The following is a 21978-nucleotide window of genomic DNA, read 5'->3' as shown; positions in this document are numbered from 1 at the left end:
TAATTACACTTAAACTAACGGGGCACGTTAGTTCAATAATGATTCTTTTTACTCGTCTAATTCGTATGCAATATCAAAATTCACACCTTTTTGTATTATATAACAATTATAGAATCATAATTTCGTTTCCTACTTTATAACAACTCCAATCGATAAACTATTTATTAAATTATTCAAAGGGGTTTATGCTGATGCCGACGATACCAGAATCAATACAGCCATCAATCATTTATGTTACATTGGCGTATCAAATTTGTTTACTTCTATTTGTTTTTTTTAGAATTGTCATTTTTAATTTCGCTCTAAAAAAGATTAAACGCCCACTAAGTATCGCTTACGATATTTCTCTTTTTGTCATCACAACATTTTGGTTACTTTATCTAGAACTACAAGACTTTATTGATTTACAACGCTTTATTAGCCACCCTTATGATTCCCCTATATTCTTGTTTGCTGGTTCAGCCTATTTCGTATCAATATTCGATTTTATATACAATTATTTTTCTTATAAAAAAATAAAATCCACGAATTTGTAAACTCATGGAGGTGTATTATTATCGATTGTAAGGTACTTACCCAATAGCAGTCCACTGACAATCAGTGTAAATATTTGTACTTCAACTAACGGGTGCTTTAGCCAGAACAAGACCATCATCTTTCGATGGTCTCTATATTTCTACAAAACATAAAGTAAATCTCAGAACTCCATTGTGAAATGTTAAACTTAAACTAAAGCAGTTTAGTGAAAGAAGGAAATGTAGTTTTTTCATAGAATTATACTAGTTTAAGATTATTGAATTGTTTCAAAATTTGATAATAGGGGTGAGGGTGTGAGTAAAACACTAGTAAAGCAGATTCCTTTGATAAGTAATTGTAAAGAAGTTATTGAAGTTAAAAAGGGTTTTTCCACTGATGAAAAATATGTAATACATATGCACGATGGTAACAAAAAGCTATTACTTCGGATGTTTAATTTAGAAGAGTTGGAATTAAAGAAGACAGAATACTCTATTATGGAGAGGATGCAGGATTATAACGTCACATGTTCACAACCGATTTCAATTGGTGAGGTAGCAAATCGGGGGTATATGATTACATCCTACATAGAAGGTAATGATGCTGAGGATGAAATCTCAAAATACTCGGACCAAGAACAATATAATATTGGTATTGATGCAGGAAAAGAACTAAGAAAAATGCATCAATTATCTGCTCCAGACTATATTTCTTCTTGGTATTCAAGGAAAGTTGAAAAGCATAAGAAATATATTGATGCTTACTTAGCATGTGAGGTAAAGGTTAAAAATGACCATAAAATAATAAATTTTATTAATGAGAATATCCATCTAATGAAACTACGCCCGAACTTATTTCAACATGACGATTTTCACCTAGGAAACATCATTGTGAATAATAAAGAATTCGCTGGAGTTATAGACTTTAACAGGTATGATTGGGGAGATCCAATTCATGAATTTCTAAAGATAGGAATTTTTAGCCGGGAAGTAAGCATTCCTTTTTCAATAGGGCAAATCAGAGGATATTATAATAATAAAGAACCTGATGAAGATTTTTGGAGGTTGTATTCACTTTACCTAGCAATGTGTGTTTTTTCTACTATTATATGGACTTTAAAAACTATTCCAAACAACATAAATGAGATGTTAGATAAAGTTTATACGTATTTAGAAGATCATGATTACTTTAGCAGATTAAAACCTAAGTGGTATCAATAGAATGTAAAAAAGTCATCAAAAAACTAATTGATAAGGGAGCCGAAGGGATTATATTAGGATGTACAGAGATTGGATTATTAATAAAACAAGAGGATTCCGAAGTTCCAATATTTGATACAACAGTAATTCATGCTTTTGAATCAGTTAAAAAGGCAATTGAAAAATAAGAATGTCTTCTTTAACTAAAGGGGGCTATAGTCAACAAGACCAGCTGTCGATGCTCTATTTTTATGTTAAAAACATCATGTAGATTTCGGCGAACCATTGTGAAATGTTACACTTCAACTAACGCGACAGTTTAGTTGAAGAAGGAACAAGAAGATTAAATGCAGAATATGTAGTTAGTAAATAATTGGAGGTCGAGATTTTTGGAACTTAGACAAATGGCGGTTGCTTTCCTTTTAAGTGAGGAACAAGAAGTTTTGTTTCTTCAAAAAAAAGCCAAAAGACACATTTCTCGCAGGTCTATTAGTACCAATAGGTGGACACATGGAAGGTTATGAAATCAATGAACCTTTAAAAGCATGTTTTAGAGAGATAGAAGAAGAAACGGGTTTAAAGAGTGATTACATAGATAATCTAACACTTCGGTACATTTTAATTAGACTGAAAGATAATCAAGAAGTACGAATACAATATGTTTTCTTTGGGAGAGTATCTAAAAGTTCTACTCTAATTGAGAGTGATGAAGGTTCATTAGTATGGGTGGATTATAAGGATATTGCTAACAAAAATGTTTCTGCCACTACCAACGAAATAGTTAATCATTACAGCAATACAGGAGAATCATCTGAAAAAGTATATGTGGGATCAATGAAATCTTCAAAAGGAAATCCTGAAATTACATGGGGACTTTTAGAGGATTGGGAACTACCGATTTTTATTTAGTTAAACAAGGTCTAATAGGAGGAATTATAGGGATAGTTGGTATAGCAATAATAAAGATTTTTAAGAAGTTATTGAAAAAACGGGGATTTTAGCCGAACAGAACTATTAGGAGTTATTCGTTAGTTTTATTCCACTAACGGGTGCTCTCCTTCAAGAAGGGGTTAAGCATTTTCGAGTAAAAAAAATCTTTTTATTTAAAATGTCTTTTCTATTAAAGTTTCATGTAGCAGATTATCTATAGAGGAGCGAATTAGATAATGAAAAAATACAATGAACTCTCTTATAAAGAAAAGAATTTTAGAACCATAATAGTAGCAATATTACTTTCATTTACTATATTTATACCAAACTACCCTTTTCGGTTTTATATTCCAATCATGAGTATTATGGTTTTTAGTATTATTTATAACTATTTAAAACATAGAAGTAGTTAATGAAATGGGTATATTTGGTAATTAAAAATACGGATGGCATGGATATAAGTTATTATATTTCTAATCAAAAGACTGAAAGAACAGAATTAGTACATATGTCATTGGGGAATGACATGAAATTAAAATATATATTTGTAGGAGATACCTAAATAAAGACTCTGAGTTCTTTAAATAGCTAGTTTTATATTATCATTCATTTCTTGAGAACGGGCACCGCTATTCCGAAAAGACTGAATGTTGAAACTTATGTAGATTGGAAAACGTATTATTATGTATCACCGGTTACAACAATAAAAGAGAAGAGATGGTGACAAGGAAACTTAAGAATACGACGTGCATTGGTTATATGGGGTTTTAGGACTCCTATAGAAAGGGGGGAAGTGGTTGATTAAAAGGAAAGCACTGACTTTTTTCTTTGCCACAATTTTGTCGATTACTTTCATTTTGATTTTTGTTTTTGGCGAATGGGAAAGACCATTTGAATTGATACCTATGATTGGGATGTATAGCTTACTATTTTCACCTTTTATATTAGCTTATGGTGTTCCGGTAACCTTTTTGTCTGATTATTTAACCAAAGGATTCAAAGGATTTACAAGAGTATGTGTAGCACTGTTCATTCATATATTTTTTGGGATGCTTTACACATTTATCTATGGCTTTATATTTTTATCAAGTGACCTATTTTCTAACTTTGAGAACTATTGGCTGGGTGAAGGGAAAATAAATTTCATTGCTGGAATTATGACTTCGTTCTTCTTTTGGGCAGTGGATGAAGTTCTAAGACATAATCGACTCAAACAAAAACGTCTCCTAAATAAATCTAGTAAAGGAAATGCTAGTGTAAAAAAATACTTTTTTAATCGGGTTCGCTGTATTACTAACTGCGAGTTCATCAGATAACGCTTCAAACGAAGTGGAAGCGATTACAGGCACAAATACTAAACTAGAAGTTGAAGTGGTAGAACCTGATGAAAAGTCATTTTTATTGGAATGGTGTTCGGATGCTATGGACAGAGGAAGTCATAATTATAATACCTTGGCTCATAGTGAATTGGTCGTGAACCTTGCTTATTCAGATATAGATCGCGGAGATGTGATTTTCTACAAAACACATGCTGCTTGTCTATGAGCGTACCCTGAATCGCCTAAAGACTATAATATGAATCCCGTAGAGGTGAGAGAAAATAAGATTTTTGTTTTAGTGGATCAATGGTGGAGAGGGACGGATAGTAGAGATTTTGGAGTTTTGCCAATGGAAGAAGGTGAAGGTAAAGTTGTAGGTTATAAAAAATAGTGCAAACCGAACAAACAAGCTCAAATTTTGGAGGTATCCATGTAAGTATGCTTGACCGAAAACTATTTGCAGCATTTTTCACTTCCATAATTGGATATTTCATTGTGCCAGTATTTTTCCGTGATGCTTCTAATTCATATTTTATAATAGGATTGGCAGTGAGCATTGTGACAGTTCCTGTTCTTTTTATTGTTGGAGTTCTTTCTTCAATAGCAATTGAATCCTTTAGCTCAAGTAAGAATATCGGTTTGTCTTATTTAAAGCATTTAGGATGTGCCTTAGTTTGTGCCTTCATTTTCTCTTTAACAGTTTTTGATCTTTTAGTCACCGCATTACTTATTTCATTTGCTTATGCAACAATCTTCTTCATAATAGATAGACTACTCATTAGGTTTTGGGAAGAGAGTAAGCAGCAATAAGCTCTTCTTTCTAGCTAGCAAGGTTTTTTTATTGGCAAGACGGACTGGTTTTGAATGTTTGCCGGATTCAGCAATTTATCCTTTTAGCATAAGGAGGTAGGAAAGTGAAATATCTATTTTATTTAATATTGGGTTCTTTGGTGGGCTGGTTTATATGGGGGATTTTTACGAAGGATTTTTCTGCAGATGGATATAGCTTGCTTTTAACAGGACTTATTTTAGGATTTTTAATCGGCAGACGCAACCCAAAAGAAGAAACAGAATAAATTCATGACCTCTACAAGTAACGGTGTGTTTTATAGAATAAGAACAATGAATGCTAATGCAGTAGACAAAAATAATTGTTTATGAGGTATTTAAATGAGTCAATCATCAGCCCAATATCATGCTTTTATAAGGGAAGTATTAGAGTATCAAAAAGTATGGACAATAAAAGATGACCAAGGGTTTCCTTCTTTCACAAATAATAATGGCGAAACGGCAATGCCGTTCTGGTCATTAAAAACAAGAGCCGAAAAAATCTAAAAAATATACCTGAATATCGTAATTTTCAAGTACATGAAATCACATTAAATCATTTTCTTAACAAATGGTTAATTGGTCTCGAAGCAGATAGATTATATGCAGGAGTTAATTGGAGTGGAAAAACAGCAACAGGTTACGATATTACACCAAAAGACGTGAGGAAATGTATTATATCTGAAGGAGAAAAAGACGAAGCTTATTAAGCTAAAGGATACTTTACTTAAAGAAGGAGTATAGTCTTTTTTCTTGTTGAAATAAAAAAAAGGTGAAAGCGAGTGATCTTCATGCATGTAGAGTTAGATACAAAAGTGAAAAATTGGCTTCAGTCAAAAGGTGAGCATATTACAGTAAAATCTATTCAAGTTAATGGTTGCTGTGCTCCTCCTATCCAAGAATTAATGACTCATCTAGGAAAGCCAAAAGATTCGCATAAATATCATGAAATTAAGGTGGACAATTTATCTGTTTTTGTGGAAAAACATCTTTCAACAAATGAAAAAATGACGTTGAAACTTACGGGAATCGGCATATTTAAAACGATTACCGCCAAGGTTTAATCGATCTTCAGCTAACGAATGCTTTACTTTCAAAAGTCTTCCCACCAATGGTAGCTGAATTAAAAATAAAACCACTAATTAAGAACATCTTAAAACCTATCAATCCCCAAAACACACTAGCCCATTTGAAATCAATAATATCATATTTATTCATATAAAAAGGATTATCAACTATCGGTAAAGAAAAGACAGTAATAGCTACTATAATCCAAAAGGTTATTCGATAACTCTTCTTCTGTTGTTCACTAAAGGAATCTTCCTTTAAAGCTCTAACAAGCGCATTAATATTCCAAATATACATAAATTGACCCCTTTTATGAATTTCACTATAAGTATAGAGATAAAATATTTTCAAAGCTATTGTTATTTTTTGGAGGATTAAATTTTACTTATTAGAAAAGGTTAGTTTAAGAAAATATCTAATTTGCTATTTGAAACTAAAAGGATCATATAAACGTATCCAATTAAGTGTTATTAAAAAGGAGGATAGTAATAATGGGTCAAGAAAAGTTTATTACTGAACAACACAGGAAAACACGTTCATTCTTCCGTTTTCTGGGACCTTTACTTTTAATTGTAGGGGGAGCTATGATGCTTGTGGCTTTCATAGACTTTTTTACATTGCAAGGTTTTGAGGAACCTAAATATTTTTGGTTATTTTTTGTAGCTATCCCGCTTCTATTTCTTGGATTTATACTATCGGGTTTAGGCTTTGGTGGTTTTATTGCGAAGTATCAAAGCAGAGAATATGCTCCAGTGGCAAAGGATACATTTAACTATTTAGCCAAAGAAACTACTTCCGGAGTGAAAGAAATCTCTAATGCGTTACAGTTGGAAAGTGCCTCGACAGATAATTTTGCATGTCCGCACTGTAAACAGCAAAACACTGTTAACGCAAAATTTTGTAATGAATGTGGAGAAAAAATAGGACGGATTTGTAGTAGTTGCAAACAATTAAGTTCAAATGATGCAAATTTTTGTGATGAATGTGTCACTTCATTAACCTAGTATTTTGCACATACTAATTGTTTTGGAATCAATTCTCTATTACAAAAAAGGCAGATGAATTACGAAGGACAGACAAATAGTAAAGTAATTACAAAAGGGTGTGAGTGGGTTTTGGGTTCAAGGATAATGCACTTAGTTATAGCTAATAGAATTGCAGAGAGTCTAACAATAGAAGATCGTCCAACTTTTTTACTTGGCGGCATTGCAGCAGATGCTGTTACCACGAAAGACATATCCCATTTCTTTAAAGGTGAGGTACAGGATTATTCAAGAAGCGTGGATTATAAAGGATTTATGCATAAATATAGTTCCCATGTAGAAAATCCCTATATTTTAGGATATTTTTCGCATTTAATTGCTGATGATATATGGCTGAAAGGTTTCTATCTACCTTGGTTGAAAAACAGGATGGAAGAAAATAAAGAAATACTAAATCTTTACCATAATGATTTCCGATTACTGAACGGTAAATTGTTAGAATATTACGGTTTCAAGAATGATTTGAAAGTAGCAATAACTAATTTACCTGCAATCTTGGATTTGGAAGAGGTTAAGTCGGAAGATGTTGAAAAGTTTATCCCTTATGTATTAGGCGATATGGAATATGACAAGGAAGTAGTGAATGAAAAACTTGATGTTTTTACTTTAGATCAGATAATTGGTTACGTAGAGACATCTGTTGATCTGGGGTTATTACATATTAAACTTTTACTGACTTAATACCTTTTAAAAGTGTTTTTAAGATTAACTGGTGGCTGGTTTGATTGTAAAATACTTGTGTATGACTGGTGTTTTTATTAACGAAAATGGAGTGCTGGTCAGCTTTTTAGACTAAAATTTAAAGACAGACAGGAGTTTAAAACGATGATAAAAGGTTTCGGAGGAGTATTCTGGAGAACTAAGAATCTGGACGCTGTGAAAAAATGGTACAGTGAAGTGTTGCAAATTGAAATAGATAATTGGAATGGGACGATTATTAAACCTGAACTAGGAAACGAAACAATCTTTTCTTTTTTTACCGAAGATGATACTTATTTTCCAGCAGAACAACAAGTGATGTTGAATTTTGAAGTACAAAATATAGACGAGGCCATTGAGCATCTAGGATCTATTGGTGTAACACTTGCTAAGGAAAAAGAGGTTAGCGAATATGGTAAGTTTGTTTGGATCAAGGATCCTGAAGGACGATTGATTGAACTTTGGGAGAGATAACGGACTGTAAACAAAGGAAAATGCTCAGAGAAAAATTCTGAGCATTTTTATCCTATTTTTAATTCGACAATAGTGTAATTCCTCTGATGATTATCCTCCAAAATTATATCCTCATGTTACTTCCTATGCAATATCTCTGATAAAAATTAGCATTTATAAATGAAATGTAAAGTTCGGTTTATATTTGATTACTCAGTTTCACTTGGTGGGGTTTCAAAAAAGTATATAAAGTTGTTAGCTTTAACTGTTTATCTGAATATTGGAACTTATAACAAATTAAAACGTATTAGAGTTATATAAGGTGTTTGGTATTTATTAATGAGGTGCTATATATGAGTGAACGATTTGATTTAAGTTTTAAAAATAAGGAAGTAAGAGTCTATCTTTATTTGGCTATTCCAACAATTATCCTAGTAAGTATCTTAATATTTTATAGTGAAAAAAACTATCAATTTATCCCTTTATTAGTGTTTTGGACGATTTTTTATATATGGCGTTTTTTTCACCGGAGGAAACAGAAAAAAGAAAGAAAAAACTCCTCATAAGCTGAAGAAGGGCTTCGTGGTTACAAAATTGCAATAAATTATTTCATATAAAAAAGGTGGAAACAATGAATAAAATTTATATTATCTCCGGACCTGCAGGGGTTGGGAAGTCAACAACTGCAAAGGGTCTTGCTGAACAGTTTGATCAAAGTGCCTATATTGAAGGGGATTCAATTAATCATATGGTTGTGGGTGGATATCTTCCACCTTGGAAAAGTGAAGAATCCCTTGCGTTAGTGTGGGAAAATATAGCTGATCTTAGTATCAATTTTGTAAAGGCGAATAAGAATGTAATCATTGATTACGTTGCTTTTCCAGAGGAAGTAGAAAAACTATCTCAAAGGATTTTTGCTGAGGTTCAAAATGTAGAAATTCGATATGTTATTTTATGGGTTGATAAAGATGAACTGTTAAGAAGAGATGCTTTAAGGATAAAAGAACATCAGATGGGTGAGAGATGTTTGGAATTAGTGCATGAATTTGAAAGTAAAAGAATAGATAAGTGCTTTTTCTATGATACAAACTCCTTACATCCAGTGGATTTAGGGGAAATCCTTCTTCATATAAAAGAAAACCCTTCATTCAAATATTGATCAATTATTAAACAAAGGTTCGACGTATATTTGCACAAAACTTTAAGAGGTTTTAGGGGTTTCAGTGAGGAGGAAGGAACACAATCTACCTTAAGTTAGAGAGGTTCTCTTCTTCTCAACTAGTTAAACAAGCCTAATATTTCGTTATTCTTATTTTTATGAGACATCCAGTAGCTCAGAAATCCATTCTGAGATGATACACTAACTCATGTTTAAGCCTGCTTATCTTTAAATTGCTTGTAAAATTAGGCCGATTGCAGAGTAAATAATTACCGTAAAGTAAATAACCATCATATGCACTAAGGAGAATATAAACATTTTATTGGACCAGTCTTTCATATCCATTTTCCGCGTGCCGAATAAGCTTAAGCCCAACCAAAATAGACCCAAAACGAGCGAAACCAAAGTGAGACCTAAACTTAACGGCAAAAATAAAAAGCTAGATAGCACTAATAAAATTAAATAGAAATTAGTTTGGATATAGGTCCGTTTTCGATCTTTTACAACAGGGAGCATCGGAATTTTTGCTGCAGCATAATCATCCTTCTTACGAATAGCAATCGCATAAAAGTGAGGCATTTGCCAAATGACCATTATTAAAAATAATGCCCAGCACGCAGGATGCCAAATATCTGGAGCAACTGCTGCCCAACCGATTAAAGGAGGCATAGCACCGGAGATACTTCCAACTTCCGTATTCCAAATGGTATAGCGTTTTGTCCACATGGTATAAGGGACTACGTAGAAAAATACCCCTAAAAATCCAAGGAAAGAAGCTAACGGAGAAGCTAGATACAATAATATTAAACCAACTACTAATAACAAGATTGCGACTATTAAAACTTTCTTAATCGATATGGCACCTGTAACGGTCGGGCGAACTTTTGTACGGGCCATTATGGCATCAATATCCCGATCGTAAATGTTATTGAACGAACCAGCTGCTGCAATAACCGCTGCAGTCCCTAAAAATGCAAAAATTATATTCCAAATATTATCTACAAAACTGTATTGATACGTAAACAAAGCAAGCATTAATCCTGCGACCATCGGAATTAGATTTGACTTAATGATCCCTGTTTTAACTACTTGCGCCCATAAGGTCTTTTGTGATTGCTTATTCATTTTATTTTATAGCTCCTTATTTATACACTTAACCAATATAACCTAATTGATTATCGAAATTCCATTATATCATTCTTATATCGCTATCACTTTGAACAATTTAGGTCTATTTCTATAGTTCCTGGAAATAAATTATAAATATTCAATACCGGAAGCGATCCCCCAGTCATTTTTTCTGCGTATTTATAGATTTCAGAAATGAAGTGTTGTATACCCGTAATCAGGAAGTAAATTCAGACTTCTGCTACTTCAAAATATGTTAAGATAAGAATGTACGTTCTGTTTATTGTTATAGGGGGAAGAGGATGGAGAAAATGGGGTATCAAAAAAATTGGAATTTGGATGAGATTTTTCAGGGAGAAAGCAAATCCGATGAATTTTTTATTCATTTAAAGCGATTAGAAATACTTCTACAAGATTTACAACGATGTGTTAACTCATTCACTACACCATTAGCAACAAATGAAGTAGCTAACTTGTTAAAAATAGTAGAAGATATTGGAGAAGTTCGTATTCACTTGTCACAGGCAAATTCATTTATCACTTGTCTTCTTGCACAAAACACAAAGGATCAAGAAGCTGTATCACTACGAGGTAAAGTAGCTCAATTAGTTTCTTATTTTGAGAAAGAAGTATCTAAAGTGAAAAAGGTACTAGCAAATACAAAGCAGGATATATGGGAAGTTTTGATAGAAGCCAGAGAATTAGAGGATTATAGATTTATATTAAATGAATGGCGTGAAAATACAGATATGCATTTATCAGATGAAGAGCAAAATCTAATAGCTGATTTAATGGCTGATGGATATCATGCTTGGGGTCATTTTTACACTGCATTAGTGGGTAGTATTAACGTAAAAGTTCAAGTGGAAGGAGAAGAAAAAAATCTGTCAGTAGGACAAGCAATTAACTTACGTTCTCATCCTATTGAAGAAGTACGAAAGGAATCTCATCATGCTTTAGAATCTATATGGAAAGAAAAAGAAGAGCTATTTGCGAAAATATTAAATCATATTGCTGGCTTCCGTTTACAAGTATATAAAAAGTCTGGAGTAAAAAGCGTTTTAGAAATGCCTTTAAAAGATAACAGATTGAAGGAAGAAACAATGAATGCTATGTGGTCAGTAGTTAGTAAATACAAAAGACCCTTCTCCAATTACTTGAATCGAAAAGCAGAAATGATGGGTGATTCGAGCATGAAAGCTTATAACTTTTGGGCTCCCATTAATAATAGTGTTCAAAAGATAGGATATGACGAAGCGGCTGAACTAATTATAAACCATATTAGTCAGTTTGGAACTGAATTAGAAGCTTTCGTTAAGCAGGCTTTTCATGAAGCTTGGATCGAAGCTGAAGACCGCGCTAATAAATCCGCAGTTCCGTTTTGTGCTGGTTTTCCACTTACAGGAGAATCAAGAGTTTTTATGACATTTGGGGGTACTTTTTTAAATGTGTTAACGCTTGTTCATGAATTGGGTCATGCTTTCCATAACTATGCGATGAAGTCTGTTAATGGGTTGAATAAAAGCTATCCCATGAGTATTGCTGAAACTGCTTCAACTTTTGCGGAAATGATAATTTTTGATGCTGCTCTGAAAAAGGCAAAATCGAAAGAAGAGAAATTGATTATATTAGATGAAAAATTAAAACGTAGTGTCATGAACTTTATGAACATTCATTCGAGATTTTTATTCGAGCAGAGGTTTTATGAAGAACGTAATGAAGGCATTGTCTCATCAAGTCGTCTAAATCAGTTAATGGAAGACGCAATATATGAATCATATGATGGATCGCTAGAGCAACCTTCCAAATACTCTTGGGTATGGACCCCTCATTATTATATTACGAAATCTCCTTTTTATAATTTTCCATATACTTTTGGGTACTTATTTGCTTTAAGTATCTTTGCGAAGGCAAAGGAGAAAGGAAAAGAGTTTGAAAAAGATTATCTGAACTTACTTCGAGACTCAGGGAGCATGACTGCAGAGGATTTAGTGATAAAACATTTAGGGGAAGATATTACTTCAGAGGAATTCTGGAAAAAAGGTATGGCATTATGTGTGAAAGATGTGGAGGAATATATAAAATTGACTTCTTCCAATGATACTAAATAAGATAGGGGTGCTTTACTTCAAGAAGGGGTAAAGCTTTTTATCTTTTTGGAATTAAGCAGCAAGCTAATGCATTAAACAAACTATGTGAAAAAGTCTGTTGCATATATAAGGGGATTTCATGTTGATTTATCGCGTAAGAAAGGAGAGGTAAAGGGATGAAAAAAAGAAGGAGTTCTTTAAAGTGGATTACGTTTATTGGCATAGGAATAGTACTTCTCGTTGTGGCAGAGTTTTGTATATGGGATTCGAATGAAAGGTCTAAGGAAATTCAGCAAATCGAGTTGAAATTAGGTTTTGAGGTTAAAGTACTGGATAGACAATCACATGGCACATTGAAGGCGCCAACAAGAACGTATCTCGTGAAACGGTTAGATGATAAGCAAAGCGATTTACAATACCGATTATACTTGAATGAAGAGGACAAGATTGAACAATGGGCTAAGGTTAAAAACGGCAAGACAATTAGAATATATAGAGATGAAGAGGAATAATAAATTAAGAAATTGTTAAGCAGGGCTATCGTGCCGTCTTAGTAAAACAGAATAGCTTGGTGACAACTTTTCTAAACTAATGCGGCAAGTAGTTTAATAAAGTACTTTATTATATTAAAAGTAGTTAGAAAATACCTTTTGAAAACCTGCAATGGATATGAATTGTAGCAATCATTTTTCATTCAATGAACTACTGATCTGTGGATTGAGGATATAACTTACTGTGATTTTATTTCTAGGACAAAAAAGTGTGACGTTAGTGTCACTCTACTGTGGCATGTTCATCGTATTTACAGCTTGGTTTGTTGCTACATCAACCTTTACTCGTCCGTCGTTTTGATTAGCAGGACCTCTATTTGCCTCAGTGAAGCTTTTGCGAACCAAATAATCGTATACAACACCGAAAACGGTTACTAATATTGATATTCCGAGAATAATGAGAACGAACAAAACATCCACCGCCTTTTAGATTGTTTCCTGCTTTAATTGTATACTACTTTGCTGAATATTCAAATATTAGAAACAAATATCTTTTTTTTCCTAAATAGAATAAGAGAAATCAATTTCCCCCAAATCACGATATAATTCCTAGAACAACTTTCACACTCAAGGAAGATTGAATTAAGAGCAGCTCTATTTTTCTAATGGTTTTTTGCTGAATATTGGAACTTCTTTTCTCTTGGGAACGTATTAAAGTAAAGAAAAAGTTTAGGTGTATAAGGAAGTTTTTTAATAGGGATTGAAAGGTAGGAGGAGTAAATATGGAATTTGCTGATTTTGTTTTCAATTTTTTGCAGTTATTTACACTCTTAGCAGTATTAATATTGTTATTTGCATTCTTATTTAAAGATAAAAAGATACTAGTTTACTTAGTTTTTAATTTGATTTTACTAATAATGACAAACTATTTTGGAATTACTCAGAAAGATTATATGTTCGAGCATTTCCCTAAACAGGCATATGGCATGCTACTACTGCTTTTACTTATGTACATCAACTTTTTTAGAAGTGTGTATTCATTAATAAAAATAAAGAAATCCGAAAGACCTATGGCAGGTAAATGAGATGAACTGGTATGAAATTTGAAACGGAGTAATTTTTGAGTAAACTCGCAAGAGAACAATTGCAACAACAGAATTACCTGATTCTAAAACGTCATCTGAATTTTACTCAACAAATGGTGGAGCAGCTACTTCTATTAGTATAGTTGGAAAAGTAATTGGTCCACATTTGTTTCATATGACTTTCTACTTTGATGAACCTATGCACAAGGCAGAAGTGGTTTGAGTAAACAAACACATTGTTACAATCAACAAGCACACTTTGAACTTAGATAAAGGGGAGACTTTTTCGAATTAAAAACTCTTTTTACTAAGGGGGCTGTGGCGGACGAACTACCCACCGAGAAAGTATTCGACATTGACATGCATTTGCTCTACTAGGGTTAAAAATAACATGAAAGTGGGGTAATTAGTTGTTAACTTTATATATTACTAGACATGGTGAGACTGTATGGAATACGCAAAAAAGAATGCAAGGATGGTGCGATTCGCAACTGACTGAGAATGGGATAAGTAATGCTTTATCTTTAGGAAATAGGCTTAAAGAAATACACTTTGATGCCATTTATACAAGTCCAAGTAGAAGAACTGTATCAACGGCTTACTTGATTAAAGGAGAAAGAGAGATTCCTATCATACCCGAAGAAAATTTAAGAGAAATTAATATGGGGGAGTGGGAGGGTCAAACTCTTTCTGCCCTAGAGGATAAGTACCCCGAAAAATTTTACTCCTTTTGGCATACTCCCCATCTATATAAATCAGTAAATGGTGAAAATTTTGATGAGCTTAAAAAGAGAGTATTGCAAGCTATTAGTTCTATTCAAGAGAAAAATAGGGAAGGAAATGTTCTCATCGTTACTCATTCTATTGTTATCAAAACATTATTGGCTTTCTTCAAAGACTATCCTTTAGAAAAGCTATGGGAACCACCTTATATCAAAGATACAAGTCTAACGATCGTCGAGTTAAGCGGTAAAGAAAATAACATCGTCCTAGAGGGTGATTTATCCCATCGACAAATAGGAGAGTGATAGAAATGCTCAGAAGGGCTGTCGGTGCAGTTGTTTTTCAAGGAAATAAATTTTTAATTGTACATAAGACGAATATAAATACTTTAGAGGGAAAACGGAATATCAAAGGTGAGTGGGACTTCATAAAAGGTGGAGTAGAAGAAACAGATAAGGGACTATACCATGCACTGTTGCGGGAATTGCAAGAAGAGACGGGATCAACAGATTATAAAATCATAAAAGAATTTCCTGAAAAAATTCGTTTTGAATTTCCGGATGAACTTAAAGTCAAACTCGGATACGCTAAACAGGAAACAACTATGTTTCTAGTTGAATTTTTAGGAGATATAGACTCTCTTAATCCAAAGGATAATGAAATTAGTAGCATAGAATTTATGGAAAAAGACGATGTGTTAGATATACTTACTCACCAGGATACGAAGGATTTTTTAGGCGCTTGTTTGTTTAATACAGCTGGGAAGGAGAGGAGATCATGAGGAAATGTTCTTTAATAGTTGAGATTGTGAACTATAAATGTTCGGGGAGGAGATTTAATGAATAACCATTATTATAATATTTTCGTGCATGTCGTCAATTTGATCCTATTGGGTGCTATTGGTATTTTAGCGTTTTTCTCTGTGGTAAATATTAGCCCTCCAGTCCATGACCCCATCTCTGACATATTTAAATTAGGTCTTTTTGGTTTTCTGCTCGTCATGTGGGCAGTTAATTACTGGTTCCAATACAAGAAGCAAAAATGGATTCTACCAATAGGTGGAACCATCCTTTACATCGCCATCGCTTTGTTTGTCATGGGGGTTGTTATGCCATTCCTACGCGAATTTGTTTAGTAAATAAACTCGAAGCCATTCTGAATAACAATTAAACAGATTTATCAAGCTTGGTAAGCTGACTTATAGAAGCTCAGTTCTTATTGTATTAACGAGGGTGTTACTTAATCCTACTTCATTTTAATTTTAGGTAAAACTTGATGGTTTTAAGAGGGGAGTTACTTTTATATGATGTCAGGGAAATTCAAATTATGTTTTCCATTTTTGTTATTAGTTGTAAATATTATCTTATTTTCTTTTACAGTTGTGGATGTTTCAAGGCCTAACTATAGAGGACCATTTAAGTAACATACGGGTTCTTTACTTCGAGGGGTAAAGCTTTTTTAATAAAATAAAGGAGCAGGCTAGTTGAAGATTAATGGTAAAAGTATGGAAGTCAAAGGAGGCATAAAATAATGTTAGGTGAAAAATTCTATGAAGAGGTACAAAAGAAACCACTATTCTTTTTGATTTATAGTATTCTAGCAATTGTATTTTTTTCTGGTATCACATTTACTTTTGTAATCCCTGGGTTACAAGGTTTCAAATGGTATTTCTTCCTTTCGGCACTTTTGATCTATTTTGGAGTTGTCAATATATTTGTAGGGCTATTTAAACAACGACGGCCATTGGTTTTTATACTCTCTTTGATATTTAGTGTTTTAGGAATGGGATGGGGGTTATGGCTTGAATGGGGGGAGTTTAGTTTAGTCGAACATATGAATCCAGTGGTGCTCATTGGCTATCCTTGTATAATCGCATTTATAATATTATTAATGTTTCATTTCTCTTCTAAATTTAAGACAAAAATTAGTAATTATCGATAAATACAAGTCATTTTTTCTAATCGAACTAACGCAGCAATTTAGTGAAATAAAAGGTGGTTTTAAACAATGATAAAAAACATTTTATTAAATATTACAGGTTCACTAGTATGTTTTATCCTGTTTTGTATAGGTATGTTGTATGCGGAACAAGAGCCTTTATTAATTTTAGTAGGAAATGTAGGTCTAAGTGGCTTTTCTTACTTTGTTTCTCGAATTGTAACTAGTATACATAAGTAATATTCTTAATAGAGTAACGAGGGCTTGCACTGGGTGCTTTCCTTCAAAATGAATAAAGCTTTACTCTTAATGAACTTAAGCAGCAAACAAGAGTATTCGTTATTATGCTGTATTTTAGAGGGAGTGAGGGGGAATAAAAAATGGAGTTTATTATAACAGTGGGTGTTATTGTAATAGCAATAACTTGCTTATCTATTGAAGTGAAGATAAGAAAAACAAGTGAACAAAACAAACAAATAATTGAATTGTTAAAAAGATTGAACGAAAAGTAAAATACTACTTATTCCTTGTAAAACTAAGGGGTGCTTTACGTAGGGCTGCCAAGACAGTTAGTTTTTCTTATTTCATTAACGAAGTTGGTTAGTATAAAGAGGAAGGGGATTTAATTGGTATTTGGAATATCGGTGATGATTATAGGGTTTAGCCTCCTAATGGAAAGTGAATTTTTTTGTCTCAAAAAACAAGAGTTCTTTTAGGCGAGATAAAGTTTCAATCTTATCAGAAAGATTTAGTTTTTCCTTATTTGTTTTAGGAACGTTAATAATTTTTATGAGTATAGTTGAGAACATGAAAATTCTCCAAACATCGATATTCATAACTATATATATTATTTTAGGAATTATTCCTTTTATCCTCTTGATTGCAAATAATAAAAAAACACTGGTCGATATTGGTTTTGGGTAAACGAATTTAAGTAAAGTAGTTATGTACTAGGTCCTTTAGTAATTTAGACGATCATTTCCGATGGTCTATTTTTTGTCCAAAATATCGAGTAGATCTATCATAGAAATTCATTGCGAAATGTTACAGGTTAGCTGTACAAGTTATAAAATTTAATGCTTTAAAGTTATCGAGTATTTCTTTAAATGAGGAATACTTTTTATTTTGCTTAAAACAAAAATATACAATAAAAATATTATATAAATGAATAAAAAGATATTGTAAAACGATAAAATTTATATTAAAATCAAATCAGAAAAAAATAAGTGAGGTGCTTTTTATGGAAAAGGTAACAACGTTGTTTTTAAAAATAGCTGTTATTCTTTTAGGACTCCCAGTTCTTGCTCTGTGCATCTTTTTGGTGCCTGAGATGGCGAATCTTGCAGCAAAATTGCTTCCAGAGTTTGCTTATATAAAATATTTCGTTTTCATCGTTTTTGATACGTCTGCTATTCCTTTTTACATTGCTTTGTATCAGGCCTTTAAACTCTTACGCTATATTGACCAAAATAAAGCTTTCTCCGATTTATCTGTAAATGCTTTAAAGAAAATCAAATACTGTGCCATCACAATTAGTATTTTGCATGTGCTAGTTTGGCCGCTCTTCTATATCTTTGCGGAAGTAGACGATGCACCAGGAGTTGTCTTTGTCGGATTGGTTGTTCCTTTTGCATCGATGGTTATCGCAGTATTTGCGGCTGTTCTCCAAAAACTTTTACTAGAAGCAATCAATATGAAATCAGAAAATGATTTAACGGTCTGAGGTGACTAACAATGGCAATTATAATCAATATTGATGTAATGATAGCAAAAAGGAAAATGAGCGTAACTGAACTTTCGGAGAAGGTTGGAATAACAATGGCGAACCTTTCTATATTGAAAAACGGAAAGGCAAAAGCGATTCGATTATCTACTTTAGAGGCAATTTGTAAGGCTTTAGAATGCCAGCCAGGAGATATTTTAGAATACAAAAATGACGAAGACAGTTAAAAAGGGGAGGTATAACTATGGACATTAACAATTTGATAATTGAAAATATCGCTAATCCTCAGGAGCTGGAGAGAATGTATAGAAAAGATCCAAAAACTTTTAAAAAGTCATTCTCACAGGCATGGGAACTAAATCCTGATTCCCAGGTTCTTGGTGTTTGGTATGAAAGATTGCATTTCAAGGAGATGGTAAATAACGAAAAATCCTCCATGCTTCAAAAAGGATTCTTATTCATGGGCATTTTAGCCATTCTCGCTGGGATTAGCACTCGGATCATTTTCCATTTTGTAGAACAGGAAGCAATTGCTCCAATTAACCTGGCTTTTGGTATAATTCCCTTTATCGCTGCCTACTTTGTTTACAATAATACTCCGAAAAAAAGTGTTATTTATTCCCTTGTAGCCTTGTTCCTAATTTCCGGGATTTATCTTAATATGTTGCCATTGAATTATAAAGACAGTGTTATCCTTGCTTATTTGCACCTTCCCATATTCTTATGGGGATTGGTAGGGCTTGCATTTACAGGAAATGAATATGCAAAAGGCAGTGCAAGATTAGCCTATATTAAATTTAATTTGGAATATGGTATTCTCTATGCCAGCATGGCAGTTAGCGGAATGGTACTAGCAGCATTAACCATGCAGTTATTTAGCTTTGTTGGGTTGGATATTGAAGACTTCTATTTTAGCAACGTCGTTTTATTTGGTGCTGCCGCTCTCGCAATTGTGGCTGCATACCTAGTATCCATGAATCTTAAACTTGCTAAGAATATTACACCATATATAGCTAAAATTTTTAGTCCTCTTGTCCTGGTCACATTGTTGGTCTATCTTATAACGGTTGTATGGGTCGGAAAAAATCCATTCTTGGACCGTAATTTCCTGATAGCCTTCAACGGAATACTCCTTGGTGTATTGGCCGTTACTATATTTTCCATCATCGAGAAGGACTCAGACAAGAAAAAGAGCATTTCCGATTATATAAATGTAGCCTTAATTGTTCTTGCGCTTATCATTGACAGTGTGGCTTTGTCAGCCATCGTGTTCAGACTATCTTCTTATGGGATTACGCCTAATAGAATTGCTGTTTTAGGAGTAAACATGCTAATATGGGCAAATCTAATCTGGATTATGTTCTCCTATATCCGTTTTCTTCAAAACAAATCTGGACCTTCCACTATCCAAAACGCTGTCACTAAGTATTTGCCGATCTACGGACTTTGGGCAGCTTTCGTAATATTTACTTTTCCTATCATTTTTTAATTGGATAGGCTTTATTAAAGTAACAAAGGCCGATATTATGCAACTTTTTATACAGAGTTGCATAATATCGGTTTTTCATACGCGATTGTTGAATAAGCTTCACGTTTCTTCTTCAACTAAAGGGTGCTTTACTTCAAGAAGAAGTAAAGTCTTTTTTATTGAAGTAAGGGGTAGTTTAGCTTAATGGGGAAAATATTTATAAAGTGCAAACTTTCTGATAAATGAACTTTTTTCCGAGAAAAACGTTAATGTATTAAGCAGAATAAGATAAGGTTTAGAGGTATTCTGATAAGTACTTAAACCAACTGATTAATAAAAAGAGAGGGAAAGGACTTAATGACAAAAGAGATATTTGTTCAGATAAGTGATTGTAAACTATACGCTAAATTGGTTGGAGAAAATAAGGGAAGACCAACTATTGTACTGGATGCTGGTTATGGAAATACTTCTAAGGTTTGGGATTCAGTAGTTGATGATATATCCCTGCTGTCCGATGTTTTCATTTATGATAGGGCAGGGCTTGGAAAGAGTGAATCAAGTTCTAATTCCAGGACGAGTCGTGAGATGGTAAGAGAATTGCACGAACTTCTTAAAGGAGCAAAAATAAAACCCCCATACATATTAGTTGGCCATTCATTTGGTGGAGTTAATGCACGTTTGTATGCAACTAAATATCCAAAAGAGGTTTGTGGTCTTGTACTGGTCGATTCTACCCCAGAGGATTATAGGGAGATTTTTCTACCGACGATGCCACATGAATTTCAACAAGCATATAATAAGCAATTTGTATACGAAGGTAATTATGATGAATTTATGGAAAGTTTAAAACAGTTGAAGGTATCAATAAGAAAGTTAAATATTCCATTAGTTGTTCTTTCAGCGGGCAAGAAAGCTCATTATTCGGAGGATTCACAAGCGTTATGGAATGAGATGCAAAAAGAGATTCTTAAAATTTCCTCGATAGGCGAATTTGTGATTGCTGAAAATAGTGCCCATTATATACAGAATGATGAACCAGAACTAGTAATTAGTGCAATAAAAAGGGTTATTGACAACATTTGAGATACATTGGAGAGAATGGCACTTAAACTAACGAAGTGCTTTTGGTTAAACAAGACTATCATTTCAATAATTAATAAAAGTAAGCAACAAGTTAGGTAACAATTCTTGGAGGTAATTAAGCTTTCATTTAAGAATGATATATTCCTGGGGGGAAGAGTCGTATGAGTGAAGCAATTCTTAGATTATATGAACAAAGTGACTCAATTCATAATTTATATGTATCAGTTTCAAACAAAGAAATATTTAATACTCAGCAAAAGAATGTTTCTAAATTAATAAACATTCGTTCAATGACAAAAAGCATAGTTTCACTTTTGATTGGGATTGCTTTTAAAGAAAAACATATAAAGTCTTTGGAAACTCCAATTAATTACTATTTATCTGATGCTCCTGGTCATATAGTAATACGAGACTTGCTTACAATGAGCTCAGGATTCGATATTGATGATAAAAACTTATACGGATTAATTCTAAGTAGTAGAGATTGGGTGACGAGTATATTGGATCTTCCCTTATCTGGGTATGGGAATTTTAGATACAAAGGCGTTGATTATCACCTTTTATCTGCAATTATTAGTAAGTCAACGGGTTTAAAGATGTCCAGTTATGCTCAGGCTAATCTCTTTTCAGAGCTAGGAATAAATGATGTCGAATGGGAAAGTGACCCGCAAGGTGGTAACTGTTGGGAGTACAGGCTTAAAGATATCATTTGAAAGTTTAATAAAAATATCAAAGCTACTTAACAATAATGGTTTTGTTAATAACAATGAAATTATTTCGAATGATTGGATAAAAACTTCTGTTGAAAATCGCATTTCAACAAATCTTAGTTATGGTGATTATGGATATGGTTGGTGGCTAAAAAGTTATAGAGGTAATGAGATTTATCGAGCTTTAGGTACAGGTGGTCAACAAATTCTTATATATCCTATGGAAAAAATTTCGGTTATTATAACTGCGGATACTAAAACGTTTAGCCACTTAGAAAGTGAAGATCTATCAAATAAGATTCTCGATATAATTACTTCTTAAATA

Annotated in this window: 31 protein-coding genes and 1 pseudogene; 29 read left to right on the top strand and 3 right to left on the bottom strand. The window is 33.1% G+C overall.

The genetic code is table 11. The features are described from left to right. Nucleotides 1-191 precede the first annotated feature (191 nt). From OR571_RS15890 to OR571_RS15845, 11 genes and pseudogenes are all read left to right on the top strand, one after another. Complete coding sequence (locus tag OR571_RS15890; protein ID WP_282244078.1) at nucleotides 192-536, top strand: hypothetical protein; 345 nt, start codon at nucleotides 192-194, stop codon at nucleotides 534-536. A 294-nt stretch (nucleotides 537-830) separates the two neighbouring features. Then, nucleotides 831-1736 carry an aminoglycoside phosphotransferase family protein gene (locus OR571_RS15885; protein WP_282244076.1) on the top strand — a complete coding sequence of 302 codons (906 nt, stop codon included), beginning with the start codon at nucleotides 831-833 and terminating at the stop codon, nucleotides 1734-1736. Nucleotides 1737-1741: 5 nt separating this feature from the next. Further along, nucleotides 1742-1903 (top strand): annotated as a pseudogene (locus OR571_RS15880) (aspartate/glutamate racemase family protein); the annotation flags it as partial. Between the two features lie 238 nt (nucleotides 1904-2141). Beyond that, on the top strand, nucleotides 2142-2624 hold the full coding sequence (locus OR571_RS15875; protein ID WP_282244075.1) for an NUDIX domain-containing protein: 483 nt from the start codon (nucleotides 2142-2144) through the stop codon (nucleotides 2622-2624). An 818-nt stretch (nucleotides 2625-3442) separates the two neighbouring features. Next, nucleotides 3443-3961: a hypothetical protein gene (locus tag OR571_RS15870; RefSeq protein ID WP_282244074.1), complete on the top strand. Its 519-nt coding sequence runs from the start codon at nucleotides 3443-3445 to the stop codon at nucleotides 3959-3961. Nucleotides 3962-4016: 55 nt separating this feature from the next. After that, nucleotides 4017-4190 (top strand): hypothetical protein, encoded by a 174-nt coding sequence (locus OR571_RS15865; protein WP_282244072.1) that lies wholly within the window; start codon nucleotides 4017-4019, stop codon nucleotides 4188-4190. A gap of 164 nt (nucleotides 4191-4354) precedes the next feature. Continuing rightward, complete coding sequence (locus tag OR571_RS15860; RefSeq protein WP_282244070.1) at nucleotides 4355-4774, top strand: hypothetical protein; 420 nt, start codon at nucleotides 4355-4357, stop codon at nucleotides 4772-4774. 104 nt (nucleotides 4775-4878) lie between these two features. Then, nucleotides 4879-5040, top strand: a complete 162-nt coding sequence (locus OR571_RS15855) for a tRNA U-34 5-methylaminomethyl-2-thiouridine biosynthesis protein (RefSeq protein WP_282244068.1) — start codon at nucleotides 4879-4881, stop codon at nucleotides 5038-5040. Between the two features lie 94 nt (nucleotides 5041-5134). Continuing rightward, on the top strand, nucleotides 5135-5299 hold the full coding sequence (locus tag OR571_RS15850) for a DUF2750 domain-containing protein (RefSeq protein WP_282244066.1): 165 nt from the start codon (nucleotides 5135-5137) through the stop codon (nucleotides 5297-5299). Further along, complete coding sequence (locus tag OR571_RS22970) at nucleotides 5266-5502, top strand: DUF2750 domain-containing protein (RefSeq protein ID WP_481900405.1); 237 nt, start codon at nucleotides 5266-5268, stop codon at nucleotides 5500-5502. Before OR571_RS15850 ends, OR571_RS22970 begins: the two co-directional genes overlap by 34 nt. An 81-nt stretch (nucleotides 5503-5583) precedes the next feature. Next, nucleotides 5584-5856, top strand: coding sequence for a CC/Se motif family (seleno)protein (locus OR571_RS15845; RefSeq protein ID WP_282244064.1), 273 nt, complete (start codon nucleotides 5584-5586; stop codon nucleotides 5854-5856). A gap of 7 nt (nucleotides 5857-5863) precedes the next feature. On the opposite strand, the gene OR571_RS15840 is transcribed toward OR571_RS15845, so the two are convergent. Then, nucleotides 5864-6157 carry a hypothetical protein gene (locus OR571_RS15840; protein ID WP_282244062.1) on the bottom strand — a complete coding sequence of 98 codons (294 nt, stop codon included), beginning with the start codon at nucleotides 6155-6157 and terminating at the stop codon, nucleotides 5864-5866. Between the two features lie 194 nt (nucleotides 6158-6351). On the opposite strand from OR571_RS15840, the gene OR571_RS15835 reads away from it, so the two are divergent. The 4 genes from OR571_RS15835 (at nucleotide 6352) to OR571_RS15820 (ending at nucleotide 9214) form a co-directional block, all read left to right on the top strand. Continuing rightward, on the top strand, nucleotides 6352-6864 hold the full coding sequence (locus OR571_RS15835) for a zinc ribbon domain-containing protein (protein WP_282244060.1): 513 nt from the start codon (nucleotides 6352-6354) through the stop codon (nucleotides 6862-6864). Nucleotides 6865-6975: 111 nt separating this feature from the next. Next, on the top strand, nucleotides 6976-7584 hold the full coding sequence (locus OR571_RS15830; RefSeq protein WP_282244220.1) for a hydrolase: 609 nt from the start codon (nucleotides 6976-6978) through the stop codon (nucleotides 7582-7584). A gap of 144 nt (nucleotides 7585-7728) precedes the next feature. After that, nucleotides 7729-8076, top strand: coding sequence for a VOC family protein (locus tag OR571_RS15825; protein ID WP_282244058.1), 348 nt, complete (start codon nucleotides 7729-7731; stop codon nucleotides 8074-8076). A gap of 610 nt (nucleotides 8077-8686) precedes the next feature. Then, nucleotides 8687-9214, top strand: a complete 528-nt coding sequence (locus tag OR571_RS15820) for an AAA family ATPase (protein WP_282244056.1) — start codon at nucleotides 8687-8689, stop codon at nucleotides 9212-9214. A 228-nt stretch (nucleotides 9215-9442) separates the two neighbouring features. On the opposite strand, the gene cyoE is transcribed toward OR571_RS15820, so the two are convergent. Next, nucleotides 9443-10339: a heme o synthase gene (gene cyoE / locus OR571_RS15815; protein ID WP_282244054.1), complete on the bottom strand. Its 897-nt coding sequence runs from the start codon at nucleotides 10337-10339 to the stop codon at nucleotides 9443-9445. A 305-nt stretch (nucleotides 10340-10644) separates the two neighbouring features. Between cyoE and OR571_RS15810 the strand changes: the two genes are divergently transcribed. Beyond that, nucleotides 10645-12453 carry a M3 family oligoendopeptidase gene (locus tag OR571_RS15810; RefSeq protein WP_282244052.1) on the top strand — a complete coding sequence of 603 codons (1809 nt, stop codon included), beginning with the start codon at nucleotides 10645-10647 and terminating at the stop codon, nucleotides 12451-12453. Nucleotides 12454-12608: 155 nt separating this feature from the next. Next, nucleotides 12609-12944, top strand: a complete 336-nt coding sequence (locus tag OR571_RS15805) for a hypothetical protein (protein WP_282244050.1) — start codon at nucleotides 12609-12611, stop codon at nucleotides 12942-12944. 267 nt (nucleotides 12945-13211) lie between these two features. Here the strand turns inward: OR571_RS15805 and OR571_RS15800 are convergent, their stop codons facing one another. Then, entirely contained in the window at nucleotides 13212-13394 is a 183-nt protein-coding gene (locus OR571_RS15800; RefSeq protein ID WP_282244048.1) for a hypothetical protein, read from the bottom strand. Nucleotides 13395-13705: 311 nt separating this feature from the next. Between OR571_RS15800 and OR571_RS15795 the strand changes: the two genes are divergently transcribed. The 12 genes from OR571_RS15795 to OR571_RS15740 all read left to right on the top strand — a co-directional run bounded on the left by OR571_RS15795 (nucleotide 13706) and on the right by OR571_RS15740 (nucleotide 21975). Continuing rightward, a complete protein-coding gene (locus OR571_RS15795) occupies nucleotides 13706-14008 on the top strand; it encodes a hypothetical protein (protein ID WP_282244046.1) in 303 nt (100 codons plus the stop codon). Between the two features lie 410 nt (nucleotides 14009-14418). Then, on the top strand, nucleotides 14419-15036 hold the full coding sequence (locus OR571_RS15790) for a histidine phosphatase family protein (protein WP_282244044.1): 618 nt from the start codon (nucleotides 14419-14421) through the stop codon (nucleotides 15034-15036). A gap of 5 nt (nucleotides 15037-15041) precedes the next feature. After that, complete coding sequence (locus OR571_RS15785; RefSeq protein WP_282244218.1) at nucleotides 15042-15512, top strand: NUDIX domain-containing protein; 471 nt, start codon at nucleotides 15042-15044, stop codon at nucleotides 15510-15512. Nucleotides 15513-15569: 57 nt separating this feature from the next. Beyond that, entirely contained in the window at nucleotides 15570-15866 is a 297-nt protein-coding gene (locus tag OR571_RS15780) for a hypothetical protein (protein WP_282244042.1), read from the top strand. A 395-nt stretch (nucleotides 15867-16261) separates the two neighbouring features. Continuing rightward, entirely contained in the window at nucleotides 16262-16672 is a 411-nt protein-coding gene (locus tag OR571_RS15775; protein ID WP_282244041.1) for an ABC transporter permease, read from the top strand. A 377-nt stretch (nucleotides 16673-17049) separates the two neighbouring features. Further along, nucleotides 17050-17181: a hypothetical protein gene (locus OR571_RS15770; RefSeq protein WP_282244039.1), complete on the top strand. Its 132-nt coding sequence runs from the start codon at nucleotides 17050-17052 to the stop codon at nucleotides 17179-17181. Nucleotides 17182-17909: 728 nt separating this feature from the next. After that, nucleotides 17910-18392 carry a DUF2975 domain-containing protein gene (locus OR571_RS15765; RefSeq protein WP_282244037.1) on the top strand — a complete coding sequence of 161 codons (483 nt, stop codon included), beginning with the start codon at nucleotides 17910-17912 and terminating at the stop codon, nucleotides 18390-18392. Between the two features lie 11 nt (nucleotides 18393-18403). Then, a complete protein-coding gene (locus tag OR571_RS15760; RefSeq protein WP_282244035.1) occupies nucleotides 18404-18619 on the top strand; it encodes a helix-turn-helix domain-containing protein in 216 nt (71 codons plus the stop codon). A gap of 17 nt (nucleotides 18620-18636) precedes the next feature. Beyond that, on the top strand, nucleotides 18637-19881 hold the full coding sequence (locus tag OR571_RS15755) for a DUF4153 domain-containing protein (RefSeq protein WP_282244033.1): 1245 nt from the start codon (nucleotides 18637-18639) through the stop codon (nucleotides 19879-19881). 336 nt (nucleotides 19882-20217) lie between these two features. Then, nucleotides 20218-20943, top strand: a complete 726-nt coding sequence (locus tag OR571_RS15750) for an alpha/beta fold hydrolase (protein WP_282244031.1) — start codon at nucleotides 20218-20220, stop codon at nucleotides 20941-20943. Between the two features lie 161 nt (nucleotides 20944-21104). After that, a complete protein-coding gene (locus tag OR571_RS15745; RefSeq protein WP_282244030.1) occupies nucleotides 21105-21656 on the top strand; it encodes a serine hydrolase domain-containing protein in 552 nt (183 codons plus the stop codon). Continuing rightward, nucleotides 21616-21975 carry a serine hydrolase domain-containing protein gene (locus tag OR571_RS15740; protein WP_282244028.1) on the top strand — a complete coding sequence of 120 codons (360 nt, stop codon included), beginning with the start codon at nucleotides 21616-21618 and terminating at the stop codon, nucleotides 21973-21975. Before OR571_RS15745 ends, OR571_RS15740 begins: the two co-directional genes overlap by 41 nt. Nucleotides 21976-21978 lie beyond the last annotated feature (3 nt).

Source organism: Psychrobacillus sp. NEAU-3TGS, from assembly GCF_029955155.1.
Classification (GTDB): Bacteria; Bacillota; Bacilli; order Bacillales_A; family Planococcaceae; genus Psychrobacillus.
The sequence above is the reverse complement of the archived record's forward strand: the minus strand, read 5'-3'. Positions and strand labels throughout refer to the sequence as shown.

What these genes read in the sequence shown, in the direction of transcription:
- OR571_RS15890 (WP_282244078.1), top strand. Translation starts at nt 192, where the DNA reads ATGCCGACGATACCAGAATCAATACAGCCATCAATCATTTATGTTACA.
- OR571_RS15850 (WP_282244066.1), top strand. Translation starts at nt 5,135, where the DNA reads ATGAGTCAATCATCAGCCCAATATCATGCTTTTATAAGGGAAGTATTA.
- OR571_RS15845 (WP_282244064.1), top strand. Translation starts at nt 5,584, where the DNA reads ATGCATGTAGAGTTAGATACAAAAGTGAAAAATTGGCTTCAGTCAAAA.
- OR571_RS15840 (WP_282244062.1), bottom strand. Translation starts at nt 6,157, where the DNA reads ATGTATATTTGGAATATTAATGCGCTTGTTAGAGCTTTAAAGGAAGAT.
- OR571_RS15835 (WP_282244060.1), top strand. Translation starts at nt 6,352, where the DNA reads ATGGGTCAAGAAAAGTTTATTACTGAACAACACAGGAAAACACGTTCA.
- OR571_RS15825 (WP_282244058.1), top strand. Translation starts at nt 7,729, where the DNA reads ATGATAAAAGGTTTCGGAGGAGTATTCTGGAGAACTAAGAATCTGGAC.
- OR571_RS15820 (WP_282244056.1), top strand. Translation starts at nt 8,687, where the DNA reads ATGAATAAAATTTATATTATCTCCGGACCTGCAGGGGTTGGGAAGTCA.
- cyoE (WP_282244054.1), bottom strand. Translation starts at nt 10,339, where the DNA reads ATGAATAAGCAATCACAAAAGACCTTATGGGCGCAAGTAGTTAAAACA.
- OR571_RS15810 (WP_282244052.1), top strand. Translation starts at nt 10,645, where the DNA reads ATGGAGAAAATGGGGTATCAAAAAAATTGGAATTTGGATGAGATTTTT.
- OR571_RS15805 (WP_282244050.1), top strand. Translation starts at nt 12,609, where the DNA reads ATGAAAAAAAGAAGGAGTTCTTTAAAGTGGATTACGTTTATTGGCATA.
- OR571_RS15795 (WP_282244046.1), top strand. Translation starts at nt 13,706, where the DNA reads ATGGAATTTGCTGATTTTGTTTTCAATTTTTTGCAGTTATTTACACTC.
- OR571_RS15785 (WP_282244218.1), top strand. Translation starts at nt 15,042, where the DNA reads ATGCTCAGAAGGGCTGTCGGTGCAGTTGTTTTTCAAGGAAATAAATTT.
- OR571_RS15780 (WP_282244042.1), top strand. Translation starts at nt 15,570, where the DNA reads ATGAATAACCATTATTATAATATTTTCGTGCATGTCGTCAATTTGATC.
- OR571_RS15775 (WP_282244041.1), top strand. Translation starts at nt 16,262, where the DNA reads ATGTTAGGTGAAAAATTCTATGAAGAGGTACAAAAGAAACCACTATTC.
- OR571_RS15770 (WP_282244039.1), top strand. Translation starts at nt 17,050, where the DNA reads ATGGAGTTTATTATAACAGTGGGTGTTATTGTAATAGCAATAACTTGC.
- OR571_RS15765 (WP_282244037.1), top strand. Translation starts at nt 17,910, where the DNA reads ATGGAAAAGGTAACAACGTTGTTTTTAAAAATAGCTGTTATTCTTTTA.
- OR571_RS15760 (WP_282244035.1), top strand. Translation starts at nt 18,404, where the DNA reads ATGGCAATTATAATCAATATTGATGTAATGATAGCAAAAAGGAAAATG.
- OR571_RS15755 (WP_282244033.1), top strand. Translation starts at nt 18,637, where the DNA reads ATGGACATTAACAATTTGATAATTGAAAATATCGCTAATCCTCAGGAG.
- OR571_RS15750 (WP_282244031.1), top strand. Translation starts at nt 20,218, where the DNA reads ATGACAAAAGAGATATTTGTTCAGATAAGTGATTGTAAACTATACGCT.
- OR571_RS15745 (WP_282244030.1), top strand. Translation starts at nt 21,105, where the DNA reads ATGAGTGAAGCAATTCTTAGATTATATGAACAAAGTGACTCAATTCAT.